The sequence below is a fragment of the Streptomyces sp. NBC_01334 genome (assembly GCF_035983595.1).
Classification (GTDB): Bacteria; Actinomycetota; Actinomycetes; order Streptomycetales; family Streptomycetaceae; genus Streptomyces; species Streptomyces coriariae.
Window position 1 is genome coordinate 3,326,386 of the sequence record NZ_CP130718.1, and the last position, 19,486, is coordinate 3,345,871.

Genomic DNA, 19,486 nt, shown 5'->3' on the forward strand with positions numbered 1-19,486 from the left:
CACCCGGCAGGCGCCGGGTGCCCCACCCCCCTCGCGGCCGCACGGGTCCTAGCCGCGCACGCCCAGCTTCCACACCATCGCGGCGACGGCGTCGCTGTTGACGTCCAGGGCCCGCCTGTCGATGTTGGCGGGGGTGTCGCAGGCCTGGTGGTAGCACTTGTCCATGGCCTCACCGGCCGTGCCGCCCCACTTCGCGGCCTGCTCCGGGGTCTTGATCTCGGCGGATCCGGTGAAGATTCCGCCCACCGGGACGCCCTTGGCCAGAAACGGCTCGTGGTCGCTGCGGCCGTTGAGGGCGGTCGCGGGCTCGGTGGGGATGCCCTTGGCGGCGAAGTACCGGTCGAAGTGCCGGGCGACCTCCGGGCTCTGGTCATAGACGAAGTAGCCGGGGTTCGGTGAGCCGATCATGTCGAAGTTCAGATAGGCGGTGATCTTCGACAGTTCGGCCGCCGGCAGGGTGTTCACGTAGTGCGTGGATCCGATGTAGGTCTCCTCCTCCGTTCCCCAGAAACCGAACCGGAGGTGCTGGGAAGGGGTGACGTTCTTCGCGGAAACCGTCAGCGCGGTCTCCAGGATCGCGGCGACACTGGAGCCGTTGTCGTTGATTCCGGGACTCGTCTCCACCGAGTCGAGGTGCGCCCCGACCATGAGGACTTTTCCGGTCTGACCGCCCCGGGGCCAGTCGGCGATGAGATTCCAGCTCTTTTTTCCACCGAACTCGAATTCCTGGAGCGAGGTGGTGAATCCGGCGGCGTCCAGCTTTTTCTTCACATAATCGACGGAGGCCTGATAGCCAGCCGTGCCATGGGCGCGGTTTCCGCTGTTCGCGTCGGAGATCCGCTGGAGCGCGTCCAGGTGCCGCATCACTCTGGAGACCGAGAGGTCGGGCGCCGCACCTGCCTGAGCAGGCTCTTCCGCATGCACACCGACCGTTGTCAGCAACAGGACGGACAGCGTGGACGCCGCGACGACGGCCGGACGGGACGGCTTGAAAGGCACAGCTGTTTCCCTTCTCGGTACGAGCAATTGATCTTCCTGAATGCTTCCATGAAGCCCGCACCGAAGCCAACGAGAGTTCAACAGACTTCACAAACGGAACCGTCCGGACGCTCCTTTTCCGCCAGGTGGGCCACAACGGCTTTCTCTCCTGTGAGCCCACCGGAAATCAACTGTCGGCGGCCGCCGCCACGCCGGAAAATCACGTGAATTCATGACGCGTTTCGCACTGTCGAGAACCGGATGTGCCGAACCACGGAACTACCGGACTGCATAACTGCGGGCTGCGGGCTGCGGGCTGCGGGCTGCGGAACCGAACAGCGGGACCGGAGCACCGGACTCGTTCACGGTGCGGGACCACCGGGCTCGTTCACGCGGGGCGGCACCGCCGGACTCGTTCACGGGACCGGACCGTCGGGCATCGCACCGCACCGACGGTCGGGCGGCTGCGCCCCTCCCGCCTCATCCCGCCCCACCCCGACCCAGCCCGACCCACCCGCCACCGGGGCCCCGGACGTTACGCGCCCGAAACCTTGACGATCACATCGCCGAGTGCCACGATTCCGGCGCCGCCATGTTTACGTAAACATCAGCCACCCCGGGACTTTGATGTTTACGCAAACATCGCGTGGCGGCCGCCGCCCAGCCCGCGCGTCCCCCAGCGCCGAGCCGCCTCTCCTGAAAGGGCACGTCATGCGCAAGACCCCCACCAGAGCCTCCCGCACCCCCCGCCTGCGCGCCGCCCTCGTCGCGGTCGCCGTCGCCGCCGTCACCGGCACGACCCTGGCCGGCAGCCCGGCCGCCGCCTCCTCCGGCGCCGCGCCGACCACCGACACGACCCAGTTCAAGGGCGTGAACTGGGCCGACCCGCGCGACAACTTCGCCGACGACCTCCTGCAGCTGTCCGGTCTGTCGACCACGGACACCTACCGGCAGACCTACGCGAAGGCGACCCGGATCATCGCGGCGTTCCGCGCGAACCTCGGCGCCAACACCGTGCGGCTGCCCATCAACCCGTACACGGTCAACGGCGCCTACTGGAAGTCCTACCGCGGGGTCATCGACGCCGCCTCGGACCAGGGTTTCAAGGTCATCGTGTCCTACTGGGAGGGCACGGGCGCCCAGAAGGACGGCTTCATCGACGACACGGCCACGTACTGGCCGATGTGGGACACCGTCGTCAAGGCGTACAAGAACGACAAGCACGTCTACTTCGAGCCGATGAACGAGCCGCACGGCTACACCGACACCGAGTGGACCGACATCGCGGCCAAGTGGCTGTCGACGTACTCGAAGGTCCCGCGCAACCGGGTGTTCGTCAGCGGCGCCGGCTACAACGACCACGTCACCACGGTCTGCGCCGACCCGCGGCTGAAGGGCACGTACCTCTCCCTGCACCACTACGGGTTCTGGAAGGACTACGCGACCTACGACCAGTGGGTGGCCGACCTGAAGGTGCGCATCGGCGACTGCGCGAACCGGACCGTCGCGGACGAGTTCGGGGCCCCGATGACCACCGGGCTGAACTACAACGTGAAGACGCCGGACGACAACTTCGTCAACTACGTCCAGGCCGTCACCGACACCTTCCGCGAGCTGAAGATGGGCTCCGTGTACTGGCCGGGTCTGCGCACCGACGACACGTACTCGCTGCAGACCCTCACCGGCACCACCGCCCGCCCCTGGCTGGCCACCACCAACCAGTCGGGCGCCGACCGCCTCGCCTGGGCATGGGGCCGCGGCAAGCCCGTCAAGGGCTGAGGCGCTCGAGCGTCCGGACGTGAGCCCCCTCGCCTGACCGGTTGCCCGGCAGCGGCCCCCACCGCGCCAGGCCCGTCACGCCCGAGGGGAGCACGGCCGGGCCCGACCGATCGCCGTCACCGGGCCGGCCGACCTGACGGCCGGCCCGGTGACGGCTTGCCCGACTACGCCGACGGGTCCCCGCCGGGGCCCGCGTCGACGTAGTCGGCGACGAGAGCGGCGAACTCGTCGGGCGCGGCGAGCCGGACGCCGAGGGTCTCGGCCTTGGTCCGCTTGGATCCGGCGCCCTCGCCCGCGACGACCATGCTGGTCTTCTTGGAGACGCTGGACGAGGAGCGGCCCCCGGCGCGCTCGATGAGTTCGTTCATCTGGTTACGGCTGAGCTTCTCCAGCGCCCCGGTCATCGCGCCGGTGACGACCACGGTCATCCCGGCCAGCGGCCCGGCAGCGGCGACGGCCTGCGTGCCCTCGCCCTCACCGTCGGCCGCGTCGGGCGTCGCCGGTGCGGGCGGGGTGGCGCCGGGCTCGGTCATGTTCACCCCGGCGGCGACGAGTCTGTCGATGAGCGGGGCGAGTTCGGCGAGTTCGGCGACGATGGACGGGGCCTTCTCGGTGCCGATGCCCTCGACCTGCTGGATCGCTTCGGCGTCGGCGGCGCGCAGCAGGTCCATGGTGGCGAAGTGGCGTGCGATCCGGCGGGACATGGAGCGGCCGGTGCCGCGGACGCCGAGAGCGCACAGGACGCGGGACAGCGGCTGGTTCTTGGCCGTGGCGAGCGCGGCGAGGAGGTTGTCGGTGCTGGTCTCCCCCATCCGTTCCAGGCCGAGGAGCTGGTCGCGGGTGAGGGCGAACAGGCCGGCGAGATCGGTGACCAGTCCGGCTTCGACGAGCTGGACGACCCGGATGTGGCCGAGGCCCTCGATGTCGAGCTGGTCGCGTCCGGCGGCGTAGGAGAGGGAGGCGACGAGGTGGCAGTCGCGGCCGTTGACGCAGCGCCAGCGCTGCTCGCTGGTGTCGATGGCCGATCCGCAGCGCGGACACGCCTCGGGGAAGACGATGGGCTGTTCGTCGCCGGTGCGCAGATGGGCGACGGGCGCCTCGATGCGGGGGATGACGTCCCCGGCCCGGTGGACCATGACGTGGTCGCCGAGGCGCAGGTCGCGGCGGGTGATGTCGGCCGGGTTGTGGAGGGTGGCGTAGGTGATGGTGGAGCCGTCGATCTCGACCGGCTCCAGGACGGCGCGCGGGGCGATGATGCCGGTGCGGCCCACGTTCCACTCCACCGCCAGCAGCCGGGTGATCTTCTCGACGGCGGGCAGCTTGTAGGCGGTCGCCCAGCGCGGGGCGCGTGACCCCGAGCCGGCGGCCCGCTGGTCGGCGGCGAGGTCTGCCTTGACGACGATCCCGTCGATCCCGAACGGCAGCGAGGCGCGCAACCCGGCGATCTCGGCCACCCGGGCCAGGACCTCCTCGACGGTGCTCGCGGTGACGCCGGGCACGGCCGTGGTCGCGGTGGTGTTCACGCCGTAGCCGGCGGCCCGCGTCATGAGGTCGCTGTGCGCGCTCTCCTCCAGCAGCGCGGCCAGCGCCGGTTCGGTGTCGTCCAGGGGCAGCAGTCCGTAGCCGAAGAAGGTCATCGGGACGGTGTACGCGCGTTCCCTGGCGCGCAGGGTGCCGGCCGCGGCGTTGCGCGGGTTGGCGAACGGCGCGCCGCCGTGCGCGGTGCGCACCTCGTTGGCGTGCTCGAACTGGGCGGTGGTCATCAGGACCTCGCCGCGCACCTCGACCGTGACCGGCTCCGCCAGCTCGGCCGGCAGGCCCTCGACGGTGCCGATCGCGTGCGAGACGTCCTCCCCGGCCGTCCCGTCGCCCCGGGTGATCAGCCGCGTCAGGCGGCCGCGGGTGTAGCGGGCCGCGATCGCCAGACCGTCCAGCTTCGGCTCGACGCTGAACGGGGTGACGTCATGGCCGACGCGCCGGGTGAGCGAGGCGGTCCACGCGGTGAACTCCTCCGCGGAGAACACGTTGTCCAGGCTCAGCATCGCCCTCGTGTGCGGGACATCGCCCTCGACCGCCCCGCCGGCGACCTTGCCGGTCGGCGAGTCGGGCAGCATCTGCTCCGGGTGCTCGTCCTCCCACGCCGCGATGGCGCGCACCAGCCGGTCGTAGGCGTCGTCGTCCAGCACCGAAGTGCCACCCGCGTAGTAGGCGGCCGACGCCTGCACCGCGTCCTCGATCGCCTGCGCGTAGGCGACGGCGTCCACAATCACTGCACCGGGTGTTGTCATGCCTCACATCCTGCCTGCCACCACTGACAATGCCCCGAACGTGAGAGCGACGCCCCCGGACTCCGGGGGCGGGCCCGGCCGGGACACGCCGTTGATCCACCCGCCGCCCACCCCATAGGTTCCGGGGCATGACGAACGTGACGAACGTACGGGTCGGTGTCATGTACGACCGCGACTGGGCTCCCGAGGAGTTGCCCGGGTTCGCGCGGCGGGCCGAGGCGCTCGGGGTGGACGACCTGTGGGTGGTCGAGGACCTCGGCTGGAACGGCGGGGTGTCGGCGGCGGCCGTGGCGCTGGGGGCGACCGAGCGGTTGCGGGTGGGCATCGGGATCGCACCCGCGCCGCTGCGCAGTCCGGCCTTGCTGGCGATGGAACTGGCCACGCTGGCCCGGGTGTTCCCCGGGCGGCTGGTCGCCGGGATCGGGCACGGGGTGCGGGAGTGGATGGAGTCGGTCGGCGTCGCCCCCCGGTCGCCGCTGGCTCTCCTGGAGGAGACGATCACCTCCGTGCGCGCGCTGCTGCGCGGTGAGCGCGTCGAGCTGGAGGGGCGAGAAGTACGTCTGGACGGGGTGCGGCTGGTGCATCCTCCGGTCCAGGTGCCGCCGGTGGTGGCGGGCGTGGTCCGTCCCCGGTCCCTCGAACTGTCCGGCCGGGTCGCGGACGGCACCCTGATCGCCGAGGGGCACGGACCGCTGGACCTGGAGAACACCCGGGCCCTCACCGCCAAGGGCGGGGCCGGTCCCGACCACACGCTGACCGTGCTGTCCTTCGCCTGTGTGGGCGACGACCCCGAGCAGGTCGCGCGGATCCTGCACCCGCACACCGAGGGCCACGGCGCCTGGCTGGGCCGCCCGCAGGACGAGGTGTTCACCGTCTCTGGCACCCCCGCGCAGGCCGTCGCCGACATCCACGCCCTGAAGGACTCCGGCGCCGACACCGTCGTCCTGCGCATCGTCGGCCCCGAGCCGCTGCGCCAGCTGGAAGCCGTGCTGACGGCTTTCGGACGCTGAACGGGTGAAAGGGCGGCCCGGACCGGTCGTGCGGTGCACGGCCGGAACTCCGGGCCGCCGTCCGGGCGTTCTCCCGTGGGTGGCGTACGACGACGGGGCCGTGCGTCCATGAGCGGAACAGCGGGGTGAGGCATGGCGCGCCTACTGGTCATCGGCGGCGGGATCGCCGGCACGGCGGCGGCTCTGGCGCTGGACAAGGCGGGGCAGGAGGTCGCCGTGTACGAGGCGCATCCCGACTCCGCCGAGGACATCGGCGCGTTCCTCACCCTCGCGAGCAACGGCCTGCGGGCCCTCGCGCAGCTCGACGCGACCCCCGCGGTCACCGCGATCGGCTTCCCGCTCACCACCATGCGGCTGCTGGACGCCGAAGGCGGCGAGGTGGCCCGCGCTCCGCTCGGCGAAGCCGGCGACCCCCGGCTGCGGTACCGGTGCCTGCGCCGCGGCGAACTCAACGCGGCCCTCCAGACGGAGGCGGCCCGCCGCGGCATCGCGGTCGTCCACGGCGCCCGGCTCGCCTCCGTCGAGAGCGGCTCCGAAGGCGTCACCGCGCACTTCACCGACGGCAGCTCGGCAACGGGCGACCTGCTGCTCGGCGCCGACGGCCTGAACTCCACGGTCCGCCGCGCCACCGCCCCCGCCGTACAGCCCCGGTACGCGGGACAGCGCGTCTTCTACGGCTACACCACGCGCGCGCCGGCGGCCGGAGCGGATGAGGCCGCGTGCATCACGATGATCCGCGGCAGCGCGGCCGCCTTCGGCCACACGACGTCACCGGACGGGGAGACGTACTGGTTCGCCCGGGTCACCGCCGACGCCCCGCTGACCGCCGACGAGATCGCGCACGCCACCCCCACCCAATGGCGTGACCTGCTCGTTCCGTTGCTGCGCGAGGACGCCACACCCGCCGCGGACATCGTCGCGGCCACCACGGCCCCCGTCCTGGTCACCAACGCGACCGAGATGCCGGGCGGCACGCCCTGGCGCTCCGGCCGCACCCTGCTCATCGGCGACGCGGCCCACGCGGCCTCCCCCGCCACCGGGCAGGGCGCCTCCATGGCCCTGGAGGACGCGGTGATCCTCGCCAAGTGCCTGCGCGACGCCCCGGACACCGAGTCCGCGCTCGCCCACTACGAGGCGCTCCGCCGCCCCCGCGTGGAACACAACACGACCGTCAGCGGCAACATCTCCCGCGGCGTCCACACCCCGCAGCCCCGCACCCCCGGGAGCCCGCCCCCGGCCCGGCCCGACGAGGAGGTCACCCGCCAACTGGAGTGGACCGCCGCCCTGCGCTGACCGGCAAGGACGTCGAACTGCCGCTGCCGCAGGTCGACTTACCGAGGCGCCGGTTCGGGCGCTCGCTACGATCCTCGGCGTGTGCGCAAACATCATGGTCGCCGAAGACGACGCGAAGCAGGCAGAACTGGTGCGTCGCTACCTCGAGCACGAGGGCCACGCGGTCACGGTCGTCGAGGACGGCCGTGCGGCTCTCGAGGAGGTCCGGCACCGGGAGCCCGACCTGCTCGTCCTCGATGTGATGATGCCCCGGGCCGACGGCCTCGACGTGGTGCGGATCCTGCGCGCGGAGGATCGGGAGATACCGGTGCTGATGCTGACGGCCCGCAGCACGGAGGACGATCTCCTGCTCGGGCTGGATCTCGGCGCCGACGACTACATGACCAAGCCCTTCAGCCCCCGTGAGCTGGTGGCCCGGGTCCGCACCCTGCTGCGCCGCAACCGGCGCACCGCGGCCCCCGCCCCCGTCGCCGATCCCGCCCAAGGTCCCGGCCCCGCGCCCGCCCTGGCCCCCGCCGAGGCCGACGACGCGCTGACGGTCGGCACGCTCAGGGTCGATCCGGTCCGGCACGAGGTGTCGGTCGGGGGGACGCCGGTCGTGTGCACGCCCGGCGAGTTCCGCATCCTCGCCGCGATGGCGGCGGAGCCCGACCGGGTGTTCACCAGGCAGCGGCTCCTGGCGGAGCTGCACGGCTTCGACAAGTACATCAGCGGCCGCACCGTCGATGTGCACGTCATGCATCTGCGCAAGAAGATCGAGCGGGCCCCGCGGCGGCCGGTCCGGCTGCTCACCGTCTTCGGCGTCGGCTACAAGCTGACCGACCCCGCCAAGGGAGCACGCCGTGCGTCGTCGTGACGAGCGGGCGGGGCGGACGGGGCCGACCGGGCGGACACGGCTGCCGCTCCGCAAGAGCCTGCTCGGCCGACTGCTCACCGTGTCGGCGCTGGTGGCCTCCTGTTCGGTCGCCGCCACCGCCTGGCTCGCCGTGCAGACGACCTCCGTCGCGATCCGTCAGGAGCAGGGGCGCAACCTCAGCACCGACGCGCGGATCTACGACACCCTGCTGGGGTACGCGGCCGGCCATCCCGACTGGGCGGGCGTCGACGGCACCGTACGGGACCTGGCGCGGGAGTCCGGGCGCCGGATCGTGCTGACCACCGAGGACCGGCAGCCGCTCCTCGACTCCGCCGCCGGCACCTCGCCCGCCGCCGACTTGCCGACGCAGGCTTCGGCGGTCGTCGACCCGCTGTCGGTCGACACCGTGCTGGTGCCCGACGCCGTTCCGGTCGGCACGGACCGCGTCGACCCGCGAGCCGTCGGGCCGTTCCTGCTGCCCGCGAAGGAACGAACGGCCCTGCGCAGCGCCACCGCCCGCAGCGCGGAGTGCCTCGCGGGGGTGGGGATCGCCGCGGATGTCGTCGACAGCCCCAGCGGGCGGCCCTGGGTCCGGTTCGTGAGTGACGGCGCCGACCGAGAGCTGGAGCTGAAGTGCCTGTCCGTCGACGGCGCCGCGACCACCGCGACCGAGGAGAAGGCCCTGCGCGCGCTGGAACAGCTCGCCGACGCCTGTCTTGAGCGGCAGGGCCGTACGGGCGTGAAACTGAACCTGGATCTGTCCTGGGACCGGGGACACGGACAGGAGGGCACGGATGTCGGTTCGTCGGCGCCCGTCCCCGTGCCCGAGACCGGCATCACCAAGGAAGAGGCGATCGAGCGGCGCACGGCCGAGGACAAGATGGCCGAGGACAAGGCGGCCGCGGCGGGCGTCCCCACCGATGGCGCGGCGCAGGCCCGCGGCAGCGGGTACGACCGGGCCGTGGCCGCCTGCGTCGGCAGCGCCCGCCGTGAACAGCTCACGGCCTATGTCGCCGCGCCCGCCCTGCTGTTCATCGACGGCCCCGGCGCCGTCAGCGTGCCCGGTTTCGACCTCTCGCCGGCCAACACCGCACGCATCGCCGGGGTAACGGCCCTCGTCCTCGCCCTCACCGTCGGCGCCTCGGTGATCGCCGGAACCCGGCTGGTACGCCCGCTGCACGCGCTCACCGGCGCGGCCCAGCGGATGCGGGACGGCCTGGACTCCGCGCCGGTGCCGGTCGGCGCGGACAACGAGATCGGACGGCTGGCGCTGGCCTTCAACGACATGGCCGCCCACCGGACCCGGCTCGAGGAACAGCGCAAGGTGATGGTCAGCGACGTCGCCCACGAGCTGCGCACCCCGCTGAGCAACATCCGTGGCTGGCTGGAGGCCGCGCACGACGGGCTGGCCGAGCCGGACCCGGCGTTCGTCTCCTCGCTCCTCGACGAGGCGGTGCAGCTCCAGCACCTCATCAACGATCTGCAGGACCTGGGGGCGGCCGAGGCGGGCGCGCTGCGGCTGCACCTGGAGCCGGTGTTCGTCGACGACCTGCTCGGCCAGGTCGCCGCGGCTCACCAGGGGCCGGCCGAGACCGCGGGCGTGACCCTGGAGGTCGCCACGGCGCCCGGCTCCCCTCCCCCGCCGCCGGTCGAGGCCGACCCGGTCCGGCTGCGCCAGGCCGTCAGCAACCTGCTCTCCAACGCGGTACGCCACACCCCGCCCGGTGGCCGGGTGACGCTGCGTCCGTACGTCACGAAGGGCGGGGACGAGGTGGCCGTGGAGGTGTCCGACACCGGCAGCGGCATCCCGGCGGGCGACGTCCCGCATGTGTTCGACCGCTTCTGGCGGGCGGAGAAGTCCCGCAACCGCAGCACCGGCGGCAGCGGCCTCGGGCTGGCGATCGTGCTCAAGCTCGCCGAGGCGCACGGGGGCACGGTGAGCGTGACGAGCACCGAGGGACAGGGCTCGGTCTTCACCCTGCGGTTGCCGGCCATGACCTACGAGGACGCCGAGCGGCCGGGGACCGGCGAGGAGACCGCCGGCCGACCCTGAGGCGAAGGCCCTGAGGCGACGACCCTGACGCGACGACCCTGACGCGATGACCACGACGCTCTGACAGCTTCTTCACAAGTGACGGCAAGTCTTCGGTCACGCCCAAGGCCACCGAGGCCGGGCTGGAATTGGAGTCACACATGTCCCGCCGTCCCATCCTGCGTCTCGCCGTACTGACCGCCCTCGCGGGCGGCGCGCTGCTCGCCCCCGCCACCGCGGCCCTCGCGGACGACCCCACCCCGGCGGCGTCCGCGCCGACCACGGGCACGGGCTCGGCCGTGGCCGAGAGGAAGGCCGAAGCCGACAAGGCGGCCAAGGACAAGGAGGACGCGGCTGTGGCGGCCAAGAAGGCCGAGGACGCCAAGCAGCTGCCGCGGGGCGGCGTCGACGCGGGCGAGGCCACTGCCGATGGCAGCGGCTCCGGCAGCACGGCTCTCGTCGGTTCGGCCGCCGGCGCCCTCCTGCTCGCGGGCGCGGGCACCTTCGTCGTACGCCGCCGCGCCGCCGGCCGCTCCAACGCCTGACCCCGCAGCCACCCGGCCGACACACCATGGCGCCGCCCGCACGGGCGGCGCCATCGCGCATCGCCGTGTGTCCGCACGCACCGCGGCGTATCGCCGCGCACCCCCACTCACCTCCGTCGGCGCCCGCGTGGCGCCGCGTACCTCCGCTCAGCCCCGCTCAGCGGGCGCGTTCGCACCCCGCGTGCGTCCGCGTGTCGCCGCGCATGCACCCACCCCGCTTGGAGCCCGTCATGTCCCCCGTACACCGTCCGGTACGGCGCCGCGCCACCCAGCCGGCCCCGCCCGCTGCCCGGCTCGTCCGCGCCGCTCTCGTCGTACCCGTGGCGCTGGCCGTGCTCACCGGCTGCTCGTCCGCCCCCGAGAAGACCACCGCCGCGGCCACCCCGAATTCCTCCGCCGCCGCGGGCACCCCCGCGTCCGGCGGCGCGCCGCGGGCCGGGCAGCCGCCGGCCCCCGCCGAGGTGGCCATCCCCTCGCTCGGGATCACCAGTTCCCTGATGAAGCTCGGCCTCCGCACGGACGGCACCGTCGAGGTCCCACCGGCCGACAAGGGCATGACCGCAGGCTGGTACACCGGCGGCGCCGTACCCGGTGAGCCCGGTGCCGCCGTCATCATCGGCCACAACGACACCCGGTTCGGCAGGGCCGTCTTCCACGACCTCTACAAGATCACCGAGGGTGCGGACATCACCGTCACCGACGCACGAGGCGACGCGGCGCACTTCTCCGTCACGGGTACCGAGAGCGTCAGCAAGAGCTCCTTCCCCACCAGGAAGGTCTACGGCCCGACAGCGGACCGCGCCCTGCGGCTGATCACCTGCGACGGCGACTTCGACGCCGAGGGACACCCGGTGAACAACCTCATCGTCTACGCGACGCGCGACTGACCGCCGGACCGCGGCGGCGGCCGCCTCGCTCAGCTGTCGCGGAGGCGGGACGCCAGGGCGGCCAGGGTCTGGGCGGTGTCGGTCAGGGACCGGACGGCCGCCTCCAGGTCCGCGGCCAGCAGGGGCGCCGGGACGGCGAGGGGCGCGGATGCCGGGGCGGGTGCGGGGACGGGCGTACCGCGATAGCCGATCGGGCCCTCGTTGTGACGCTGGTAGTAGCCGGTGAACGCCCGGCCGACGGCGCCTTCGACGAAGCGGACCCGGGCGAGCTGGGTCTCGATCGCGCCGGAGTTGCGGGTGATGTCGAGGCGGTAGTGGCGGTAGCCCGAGGCGGGGGCGCGGAGGCGGAACTCCCTGGTCTCGAAGCGGCTGTTGAAGGTTTCCCCGGCGCGGGAGTCCAAGCGCGTCCAGGTACGGCCGTCGTACGAGCCCTCAAGTGTCCAGTCGCGCGGATCGCGATCGGGGCTGTCGTTCGCCGACATCAGCGTGTAGGAGGTGACGACCGCGGAGTGGGCGAGGGTGAAGTGGAGCCGGGGGGCTTCGTCGTGCGCCAGCCACTTGGACCGGGAGCCGTTCAACAGGTTGTCCGCCGTCTCCCCCGCTTCCTCGAACTCGTCGCTCGCCTCGACGTCGGCCACCCGGGCGTCGGTGGCGGCTTCGCCCGGCACGGTCTGGAGCATGGCCACGCCGGAGTTGCCTCGCTGGTCGCGCCAGGTCACCCGCTCCACGGGGGCCACGCCGTCGTCCACCAGCAACCGCAGTTCGTGCGAGCTGTGCCAGCCGCCGCCGTGTCCCTCCTCCGTGCGGAAGCGGTGCAGCCCGGACGCCGACGTCTCCTCGAGACCCCCCGGGAAGGCCCAGCCGCCGGTGAGGCGGCCGCGGTACTCGTAGGCCGTACCGTCGGCGGTGCGGTGGCAGCCGTGGAAGTCGGACATGTTCGACTGGAAGCTGATGGCCGATTCGGTCCCGTCCTCCCCTCGCCAGCCGAGCTGCGCGGGCAGCGAGTGCTCGTCCCGGTCGAGGTGGAACACCAGCCGCGGGGCCTCCTGCCAGGACGTCGCCGAGGAGTCGTGGGCGGCGCGGAGTTCCGTCCGGTAGGCGAACACCGAGTTCCGTGCTGCCTGCGCCGCCAGCGCGCGCTCCGAGGCGCCCCGTTCGTCGATGGAGTCCAGGGTGATCCGGTAGAGCCGGAGCATGCTGCGCGCCTCGGCCGAAGCGCGTATCTCCAGGGTGTTGGTCCCCGGCTTCAGCATGCCGGCCGGCACCGCGAACACGTTGTCCTGCGGAAGGTCCCCGCCGCCGGGCACGGTGAGGCCCTCGGCCAGCGCCTCGCCCTGGACGAGTACGTCGATCGGGGCGTGGCCCGGGGCGGAGCCGAGCCTGGAGACGAGGGCCGTGACGGTGAGCGTCGCCTCGGGGATGTCCTCCGGGTCCGCCACCTCGAAGTCCAGCGTCACCGTTCCCCCCGCGCTCAGCGTCAGGTGGGATCCGCCGAACTCGGCCCGGTCATGCCTGACCACGGCGTTGGACAGCCGGGCGGGGTCGACGGAGAAGTCGGCGAAGGTGGCCTGCAAGCTCATTGGTTCAGCTCCTGATAGGCAGTCAAAAATGCTGTCACCAAAGGGCGGTGACGCGACCAGGTGGACCCTAGCGCCTGGCTCCGACAGTGCCGGTCGCCCGAGTCGCCGACCTCCGACCGTGCCGCACGGAACCGATGGCCTCGTGCCCCGGCGAGGACGATGATGGCGGGCATGACGTTGTCGACGGCCTTCACGGAGTTGTTCGGTGTGCGGCATCCGATCGCGTCGGCGCCGATGGGCGGGTCGGCCGGTGGCGCGCTGACGGCGGCCGTCTCCCGCGGCGGCGGGCTCGGCCTCCTGGGCAGCGGCGACGGCGACCGGGAGTGGCTGGCCCGCGAGCTGCCCCTCGTCGCCGAAGGCACCACAGGGCCGTGGGGGATCGGGTTTCTGACCTGGCGGATCGACGTCGAGGCGGTGGAGCGTGCGCTGGAGCACGGCCCCAGGGCGGTGATGCTGTCCTTCGGGGACCCGAGCCCGTACGCCGAACACGTCCGCCGGGCGGGTGCGGCGCTGATCATCCAGGTCACCGATCTGGAGGAGGCCGGGCGCGCGGTCGACCTGGGCGCCGATGTCATCGTGGCGCAGGGGACCGAGAGCGGGGGCCACGGCGCCCGGCACGGCCGGTCCACCCTGCCGTTCGTGCCGGTCGTGGTGGACCTGGCGGCACCGGTGCCGGTGCTCGCGGCCGGCGGGATCGCCGATGGCCGCGGGGTGGCCGCCGCGCTCGCCCTGGGCGCCGCCGGGGCGCTCCTCGGCACCCGCTTCCAGGCCACGACCGAGGCCCTGGTCGCCCCCTCGACGGCCAGGGCCATCGTCCGGGGGCGCGGCGAGGAGACCGAGCGCAGCAGCGTGCTCGACACCGCCCGGGGTTCCCGGTGGCCGTCGCGGTACACCGCGCGCACGCTCGGCCACCCCTTTCTCGACCGATGGCGGGGCCGGGAGGCGGAGCTGGCCGCCGACCCCGAAGCCGGGCAGGCCTATCAGGACGGCGTGGCACGGGGCGAGTTCCCCGCTCTGCCGCTGTGGGCCGGCGAGGGCATCGACCTCATCGACGACCTGCCCTCCGCGGCCGATCTCGTCGGCGACCTCGCCGCGCAGGCCGAGGACGCCCTGGCCCGCGCGGGAAGACGACGACGCGTGTGACCCACCGGTCAGCGGTGCGGCGGCGTGCCGTCCGGCGGGGGTGACGCCATGTCGAGGCGCAGCAGTACGGCGGTGCCGGGGCGTGGCAGGGAGACGGTGAGCTGCCCCTCGGCGGCGTCCCAGGTCGCGCTCGCGTCGGCGGTGGCGGGGTAGAGCGGCGTGGGGCGGAGATGGCTGCCGCGCAGGTGGGAGACCGTGACGGTGCAGGTGCTGTCGTCGGCAGGGGGCCGGTCGCGGCTCGGGACCCTCCCTTGTCCCCCGGCGGCGGGCTCTCGTCGCCACAGTACGAGCCAGCCGGCGGTGGGACCGCGCCAGCCGTAGGCGAGCCAGGTGTCCTCCCAGGAGGGCAGCCCGAGCGGCCAGAACGGCAGGCTGTCGGGGATCTCCGCGCGCAGCGCCTTGTAGGCGGAGAGACCCGAGCGGACGAGGTCGAACTGCTCCGGGCTCATGCGGTCGAGGAACCCGGACAGGTGGATGCGGCCCGGCAGCGCGCCGGTGAGGGTGAAGGCGATCTCGTCGAGGCCGAAGTGCGGCTGGGGGTAGGCCCATACGGCGGCTTGCTCGGGGGTCGCCGCGGTGGCGGCCGCGGCGGCGATGGGCGGGTAGCGCAGCGGGTCCTGCTGGTCGCTGGTGGACTGGATCTGGACGACGGCGAGCTGCGCGTGGTCCATGCGCAGTCCGCCCGAGGCGCAGTTCTCCAGGACGAGGCCGGGGTGCCGGTCGAGGAGGGAGCCGAGCCAGTCGAGGTGCGCGCGGTGGTGCCCGAGCAGCCCGGCGCCCGCGCTTTCGCCCTCGCTCTCGGTGCCGGGGCCGATGTTGATGTTGTAGTCGAGCTTCAGATAACCCACCCCCCACTCCCCCACCAGCCGGTCGACGACCCGGTCGAGGTGGGCGCGGGCCGCGGGGTGGCGCAGGTCGAGGTGGTGACGGCCGTGCTCGGTGACGCGGACCCCGCCCCGGCGGAAGAACGCCTCGGGCGGCAGGGTGTCGGCCAACGGGCTTCGCACACCGACCACTTCGGGCTCCAGCCACAGTCCCGGAGTCATCCCGTGCGCTCTGACGGCGTCCAGAACCTGCTGGATGCCGCCGGGAAAGCGCCGGTCGGAGGCGTCCCAGGCGCCGACGGCGTCCCACCAGCCCTGGGCGTCGTCGTCGTACCAGCCGGCGTCGATGACGAAGACCTCGGCACCGGCGGCTCCCGCCGCTTCGACGAGCGGCAGGAGCCTCTCGGTGGTGGGGTCACCCATCAGGGTGTTCATGTAGTCGTTGTAGATCACCGGGAGCGCCGTGTGGTCCGGGTGGCGGCGGCGGATCCGGCGCCGGTAGGCGGTGAGTTCGCCGAACGCGGCGTCCAGGCCACCGGTCTCGGCCCGGACCAGGACGGCAGGGACGGTGCTGAACTCCTGTCCGGGCGCGAGGAGTTGGTGCCACTGGTGGTGGGCGTCGTCGGGCCCGAAGAGGGCGAGGTAGGCGGCGCCCTCCCGTTCGCCGGTCTCGTAACGCCAGCCCGCGCTGGACTCGATCTGCCAGAGCCAGGCCCGGCCCGTCCGGTCGTCGGTGAGCGCGGCCATCGGCAGGTGCCGTCCCGTCGACCAGCTGCCCTGCGAGTACCGCTCGAAGCAGCCGCGCCCTTCGTGGCCGTGGGCGGCCCGGCTCAGGGGGACGACGTGGTCGCGGAACGCGCTGCGCCGCCAACGGCACTCGGCGAGCCAGTCGTTGTCCGCCCAGTGGAGGGTCAGGCCGTCCGGCGCGCCCGAGTCGTCCACGATCCCGCCGACGGCCAGGGTCGACACGCTCTCCAGCCGGAGCGGGGCGCCGCCCTCGTTGACCAGGCGCACCTGTGAACGGAGGAATCCGGCGCCGGGGCAGGTCCGCAGGGTGATGTCGGCGGCGAGGCCGGTCACCGGATCCGCCAGCCGGATCGTGGTGCGCTGCCAGGACCCCTCGTCGACCGTCTCGTGGTCCCGGTAGGTCAGCCGGTCGCCGATGGCGGTGTCGATGAAGCGCTCACCCGACCAGGTGCGGCCGTGACCGGTGGCGGTGACCTCGACCAGGGGAAGCAGGGAGGCCCGGTCCCGGCCCGGCACACCCAGCCTGACCGACCCGGCGGAATCCGCGACGGCGTGCAGCCCGAGGGCCTCGTGGGACCAGAGACGGGACCGGGGAAGAGACCTCTCGGCTGCTTCGTCGGCGATGGTCAACGCGGTTTCCCCTTCTGCCGTGTGCGGCCTCTTCGCGTACGCCGCGGTGTACGAACGTCCGACGCGCCGCGGGCGTGATGCCCGACGCGCCGCAGTGCCCGATGTCCGACGCGCCGCGGTGTGCGAGCGTCCGACGGGCCGCGGTGCGCGGTGTGCGATGTCGCGCGGATCCCGCCCGGGTCGCCCACCGGCCCGTCGCCCACCGGCCCCGCCCGACGGCTCCGCGCCAGGCTCTCTGCCCGCCCGCCTGCCCGACTCGGCGCCCGTCGGCGCGCAATGGGCGCTGCTACGATCGCCGGGCAGATCCGGGGTTCCTGTTGACGGTCGACATTGTGACCGATCACAATCGTGACATGGATGTGACCGGTCACACAAGCCTCGGCGGCCCCTCGGACCACGGACCGGAACCGCGTAAGGCGGCCAGCATCCGGGACGTCGCCCAGGCCGCCGGCGTCTCCTACCAGACCGTCTCGAGGGTCATCAACAGCCACCCGAACGTCCGCGAGGAGACCCGCAAGCGGGTCGAGGCGGCCATCGAGACACTCGGATTCCGACGCAACGCCACCGCGTTCGCGCTGGCCAGCGGAGTCACCCGGTCGGTCACCGTACTGACGTCGAACACCACCCTCTACGGTTACGCGGCCACCCTCCAGGGCCTGGAGGAAGCGGCCCGCGCCGCGGGTTACTCGCTGGGCGTGAAGCTGCTGACGCCCGAGGACGACCTGGACCGCACCGTCTCCTCGGCGGCGGCCGACGGTGGCGGACTGATGGTCATCGGCTTCGACCGGCTCGCCGCTTCGGCTCTGGACCGGGTCCCGGAGAACGTGCCGTGCGCCGCGGTCGTCGAAGCGCCCTCACACGGCCGGACCCCGCCCCGTCCGGCCGTCTGGGCCGACGACCGTGAAGCGGCCCGCGCCGCCACCGCGCACCTGCTGGAGCTCGGACACCGGACCGTCCACTACGTCGCGATCCCGACGTCGGTGGGCACCCGGCGCTCGGAAGGGCCGCGTGCGCAGGGCTGGCGGGCCGCCCTGGAAGCGGCCGGCATCACCCCGCCCGAACCCCACGGCGGCAAGGGCTGGGACGCGCGGGTCGGCTACGACGAGGGACGGGAACTCGCCCACGACCCGGAGGTCACGGCGATCCTGTGCGGCAACGACGACCTGGCGCTGGGTGTGCTGCGCGCGCTGCACCACGCCGGGCGGTCGGTACCGGGAGACGTGAGCGTCATCGGCTTCGACGACGCCCCGCACGCGGAGTTCGTCACCCCCGCCCTCACCACCGTCCGGATGGACTTCCAGGGCCTCGGCCGCGACGCCTTCGCCCTCCTGCGCAGCCGACTGGAGAACGACTACCGGCCCCCCGCTCCGACGTTCGCCGGCACGGCCCTGATCATCCGCGAGAGCACGGGGCCCACCGACGCCTGACACCGGGCGTGCGGTCAGTAGGTTTCCGCCATGAGCGACGACGAGGAGTACCTGGACAAGAGCCCGGCCGCCGCGCGGATGGGGAAGGCCGCCGAGTACCTCGTCGCGGCCTCCTGCATCCTCGCCACCGGCGGTGAGCTGAACGTCTCCACCTCGCTCGTGGACGACGAGGGCGTGGACCTCGTCTTCCACCGGCGCGGCAGTTCCACGACCCTGGCCGTGCAGGTGAAGGCCCGGATGTCCACGGGAACGCAGGTCCAGCAGGGCAAGTTGATGGCGTTCGTGCGGTCACAGACGTTCCAGCCCCGGTCCGACCTGGACATGCTGTTCGTCGCTGTCGACGTGGAGCACGGGGCGATCATGACGGCCTGGCTGATACCGAGCGCCACCTTCGAAGCGATGGTGACCGAACCTGACAGCAGAGGGCGCTACCGGTTCTCCGCCTCCATGAAACCGGACTCCAAGGACCGCTGGACCCCGTTCCGGCTGACAGCGGCCGAGCTGCCCCGGCGCATCCTCGCCCGGCTCGCCGACCTGTGAGCACGGCGTCCACCGAGCCGGCCGCGTCGGCGGCGCCCGAATCCCCCAGGCGAGGTTGAGTACCCGTACTCAGCCCCGAACGCGTGACCTGATCCATCGTGGAGACCACCGACCCGGACCGACCCGAAGGATCCACGATGACCGACGCCTCGCGCTCTCGCGGCCTCCCGCACCCGAGCCGCCTCCTCGCGCTCGCCACGGACAACTGGCCGGCCCGGGGCTATCTGGCTGTCGTCGCCGCCTCCGTCGCGGTCATGTTCCTGTTCCCGGAGAGCGGCTTCGCCGCAGACCCCCTGCTGCTCACCGCGCCCCTCTCCTTCCTGGGGGTGGTCCTCCCGTTCGGTCCCGGCACCGAGGGCGGCGGGACGGTCGAGGTGCTCGCCACCGGCTTCTGGATCGGATGGCTCCTGCTGTGCGCCCTCGTGAACGCCGCCGTGATCGGCGCCCTCGTCGCGAGGTCCACGGCCGCCCGACCGTCCGGAAGTCGCGCACCCCTCCCCCGTGTCCCGGCCCCCGCTGAGCGCCCCCGGCCGCGGAGAGTTCGGGACCTGCTGGCGCCCGCGGTGGACAACTGGCTCGCGCGCGGCTATCTCGTCGTGGTCGCGGCGGCGCTGGGGTTCTTCCTCTTCGCCGCGTACGTGCTGCCCGACCCCGGGTTCGCAGGGATCTGGCCGCTCATGGCCACGGCGCCGATCAGCATGCTCGCCCTGCTGCTGTCGACACCCGCGGAGTACTCCTCGCTCACCTGGCTGAGCCCGCTGGTCTTCGCCACCGGCACGGCCCTGGCCGGGCTGTTCAACGCCGTGCTGCTCGGCCGGCTCGCTCACCGGCTGCGGGTGCGGGAACCGCGTCCGGCCCTCTGAGTCCGGCGTCCCGAAACCCTCGCCCCCTGGTCAGTGGTCGGGCATGCGGCGGACGCCGCGCCGG

At 72.9% G+C, this 19,486-nt stretch carries 15 protein-coding genes; 11 read left to right on the plus strand and 4 right to left on the minus strand.

Going from position 1 to position 19,486, the window contains the following annotated elements; all coding sequences use genetic code 11:
• Positions 1 to 48: 48 nt before the first annotated feature.
• Positions 49 to 999: a M28 family metallopeptidase gene (locus OG736_RS15020; RefSeq protein ID WP_054238191.1), complete on the minus strand. Its 951-nt coding sequence runs from the start codon at positions 997 to 999 to the stop codon at positions 49 to 51.
• Between the two features lie 690 nt (positions 1,000 to 1,689).
• Between OG736_RS15020 and OG736_RS15025 the strand changes: the two genes are divergently transcribed.
• Complete coding sequence (locus OG736_RS15025; protein WP_327182893.1) at positions 1,690 to 2,757, plus strand: glycoside hydrolase family 5 protein; 1,068 nt, start codon at positions 1,690 to 1,692, stop codon at positions 2,755 to 2,757.
• A 164-nt stretch (positions 2,758 to 2,921) separates the two neighbouring features.
• Here OG736_RS15025 and ligA read toward each other — a convergent pair whose 3' ends face one another.
• Positions 2,922 to 5,045: an NAD-dependent DNA ligase LigA gene (ligA, locus tag OG736_RS15030; RefSeq protein WP_327182894.1), complete on the minus strand. Its 2,124-nt coding sequence runs from the start codon at positions 5,043 to 5,045 to the stop codon at positions 2,922 to 2,924.
• 137 nt (positions 5,046 to 5,182) lie between these two features.
• Between ligA and OG736_RS15035 the strand changes: the two genes are divergently transcribed.
• The 6 genes from OG736_RS15035 (at position 5,183) to OG736_RS15060 (ending at position 11,668) form a co-directional block, all read left to right on the plus strand.
• Positions 5,183 to 6,055 (plus strand): LLM class flavin-dependent oxidoreductase, encoded by an 873-nt coding sequence (locus OG736_RS15035; protein ID WP_327187611.1) that lies wholly within the window; start codon positions 5,183 to 5,185, stop codon positions 6,053 to 6,055.
• Between the two features lie 132 nt (positions 6,056 to 6,187).
• Positions 6,188 to 7,348 carry an FAD-dependent oxidoreductase gene (locus OG736_RS15040; protein WP_327182895.1) on the plus strand — a complete coding sequence of 387 codons (1,161 nt, stop codon included), beginning with the start codon at positions 6,188 to 6,190 and terminating at the stop codon, positions 7,346 to 7,348.
• 94 nt (positions 7,349 to 7,442) lie between these two features.
• Complete coding sequence (locus OG736_RS15045) at positions 7,443 to 8,204, plus strand: response regulator transcription factor (RefSeq protein ID WP_327187612.1); 762 nt, start codon at positions 7,443 to 7,445, stop codon at positions 8,202 to 8,204.
• Positions 8,191 to 10,257, plus strand: a complete 2,067-nt coding sequence (locus OG736_RS15050) for a sensor histidine kinase (RefSeq protein ID WP_327182896.1) — start codon at positions 8,191 to 8,193, stop codon at positions 10,255 to 10,257. Before OG736_RS15045 ends, OG736_RS15050 begins: the two co-directional genes overlap by 14 nt.
• 140 nt (positions 10,258 to 10,397) lie before the next feature.
• Entirely contained in the window at positions 10,398 to 10,781 is a 384-nt protein-coding gene (locus tag OG736_RS15055; protein WP_327182897.1) for a sortase-dependent protein, read from the plus strand.
• Between the two features lie 230 nt (positions 10,782 to 11,011).
• On the plus strand, positions 11,012 to 11,668 hold the full coding sequence (locus OG736_RS15060; protein WP_327182898.1) for a class F sortase: 657 nt from the start codon (positions 11,012 to 11,014) through the stop codon (positions 11,666 to 11,668).
• Positions 11,669 to 11,697: 29 nt separating this feature from the next.
• Here OG736_RS15060 and OG736_RS15065 read toward each other — a convergent pair whose 3' ends face one another.
• On the minus strand, positions 11,698 to 13,248 hold the full coding sequence (locus OG736_RS15065) for an alpha-1,2-mannosidase (protein ID WP_327182899.1): 1,551 nt from the start codon (positions 13,246 to 13,248) through the stop codon (positions 11,698 to 11,700).
• 171 nt (positions 13,249 to 13,419) lie between these two features.
• Between OG736_RS15065 and OG736_RS15070 the strand changes: the two genes are divergently transcribed.
• Complete coding sequence (locus tag OG736_RS15070) at positions 13,420 to 14,391, plus strand: NAD(P)H-dependent flavin oxidoreductase (RefSeq protein ID WP_327182900.1); 972 nt, start codon at positions 13,420 to 13,422, stop codon at positions 14,389 to 14,391.
• An 8-nt stretch (positions 14,392 to 14,399) separates the two neighbouring features.
• Here OG736_RS15070 and OG736_RS15075 read toward each other — a convergent pair whose 3' ends face one another.
• Positions 14,400 to 16,592 carry an alpha-galactosidase gene (locus OG736_RS15075; protein ID WP_327182901.1) on the minus strand — a complete coding sequence of 731 codons (2,193 nt, stop codon included), beginning with the start codon at positions 16,590 to 16,592 and terminating at the stop codon, positions 14,400 to 14,402.
• Positions 16,593 to 16,945: 353 nt separating this feature from the next.
• Here OG736_RS15075 and OG736_RS15080 point away from each other — a divergent pair, with 353 nt between their 5' ends.
• The 3 genes from OG736_RS15080 (at position 16,946) to OG736_RS15090 (ending at position 19,422) form a co-directional block, all read left to right on the plus strand.
• Complete coding sequence (locus OG736_RS15080; protein WP_327182902.1) at positions 16,946 to 18,019, plus strand: LacI family DNA-binding transcriptional regulator; 1,074 nt, start codon at positions 16,946 to 16,948, stop codon at positions 18,017 to 18,019.
• Between the two features lie 30 nt (positions 18,020 to 18,049).
• Positions 18,050 to 18,559 (plus strand): hypothetical protein, encoded by a 510-nt coding sequence (locus OG736_RS15085; RefSeq protein WP_327182903.1) that lies wholly within the window; start codon positions 18,050 to 18,052, stop codon positions 18,557 to 18,559.
• A 137-nt stretch (positions 18,560 to 18,696) separates the two neighbouring features.
• The gene (locus tag OG736_RS15090; protein ID WP_327182904.1) at positions 18,697 to 19,422 is read left to right on the plus strand and encodes an SCO4225 family membrane protein; all 726 of its coding nucleotides are present in this window, start codon (positions 18,697 to 18,699) and stop codon (positions 19,420 to 19,422) included.
• Positions 19,423 to 19,486: the final 64 nt, after the last annotated feature.

Coding starts and splice junctions, on each gene's coding strand:
- OG736_RS15040 (WP_327182895.1), top strand. CDS start 6,188: ATGGCGCGCCTACTGGTCATCGGCGGCGGGATCGCCGGCACGGCGGCG.
- OG736_RS15025 (WP_327182893.1), top strand. CDS start 1,690: ATGCGCAAGACCCCCACCAGAGCCTCCCGCACCCCCCGCCTGCGCGCC.
- OG736_RS15055 (WP_327182897.1), top strand. CDS start 10,398: ATGTCCCGCCGTCCCATCCTGCGTCTCGCCGTACTGACCGCCCTCGCG.
- OG736_RS15090 (WP_327182904.1), top strand. CDS start 18,697: ATGACCGACGCCTCGCGCTCTCGCGGCCTCCCGCACCCGAGCCGCCTC.
- OG736_RS15060 (WP_327182898.1), top strand. CDS start 11,012: ATGTCCCCCGTACACCGTCCGGTACGGCGCCGCGCCACCCAGCCGGCC.
- ligA (WP_327182894.1), bottom strand. CDS start 5,045: ATGACAACACCCGGTGCAGTGATTGTGGACGCCGTCGCCTACGCGCAG.
- OG736_RS15085 (WP_327182903.1), top strand. CDS start 18,050: ATGAGCGACGACGAGGAGTACCTGGACAAGAGCCCGGCCGCCGCGCGG.
- OG736_RS15070 (WP_327182900.1), top strand. CDS start 13,420: ATGACGTTGTCGACGGCCTTCACGGAGTTGTTCGGTGTGCGGCATCCG.
- OG736_RS15045 (WP_327187612.1), top strand. CDS start 7,443: ATGGTCGCCGAAGACGACGCGAAGCAGGCAGAACTGGTGCGTCGCTAC.
- OG736_RS15080 (WP_327182902.1), top strand. CDS start 16,946: ATGGATGTGACCGGTCACACAAGCCTCGGCGGCCCCTCGGACCACGGA.
- OG736_RS15065 (WP_327182899.1), bottom strand. CDS start 13,248: ATGAGCTTGCAGGCCACCTTCGCCGACTTCTCCGTCGACCCCGCCCGG.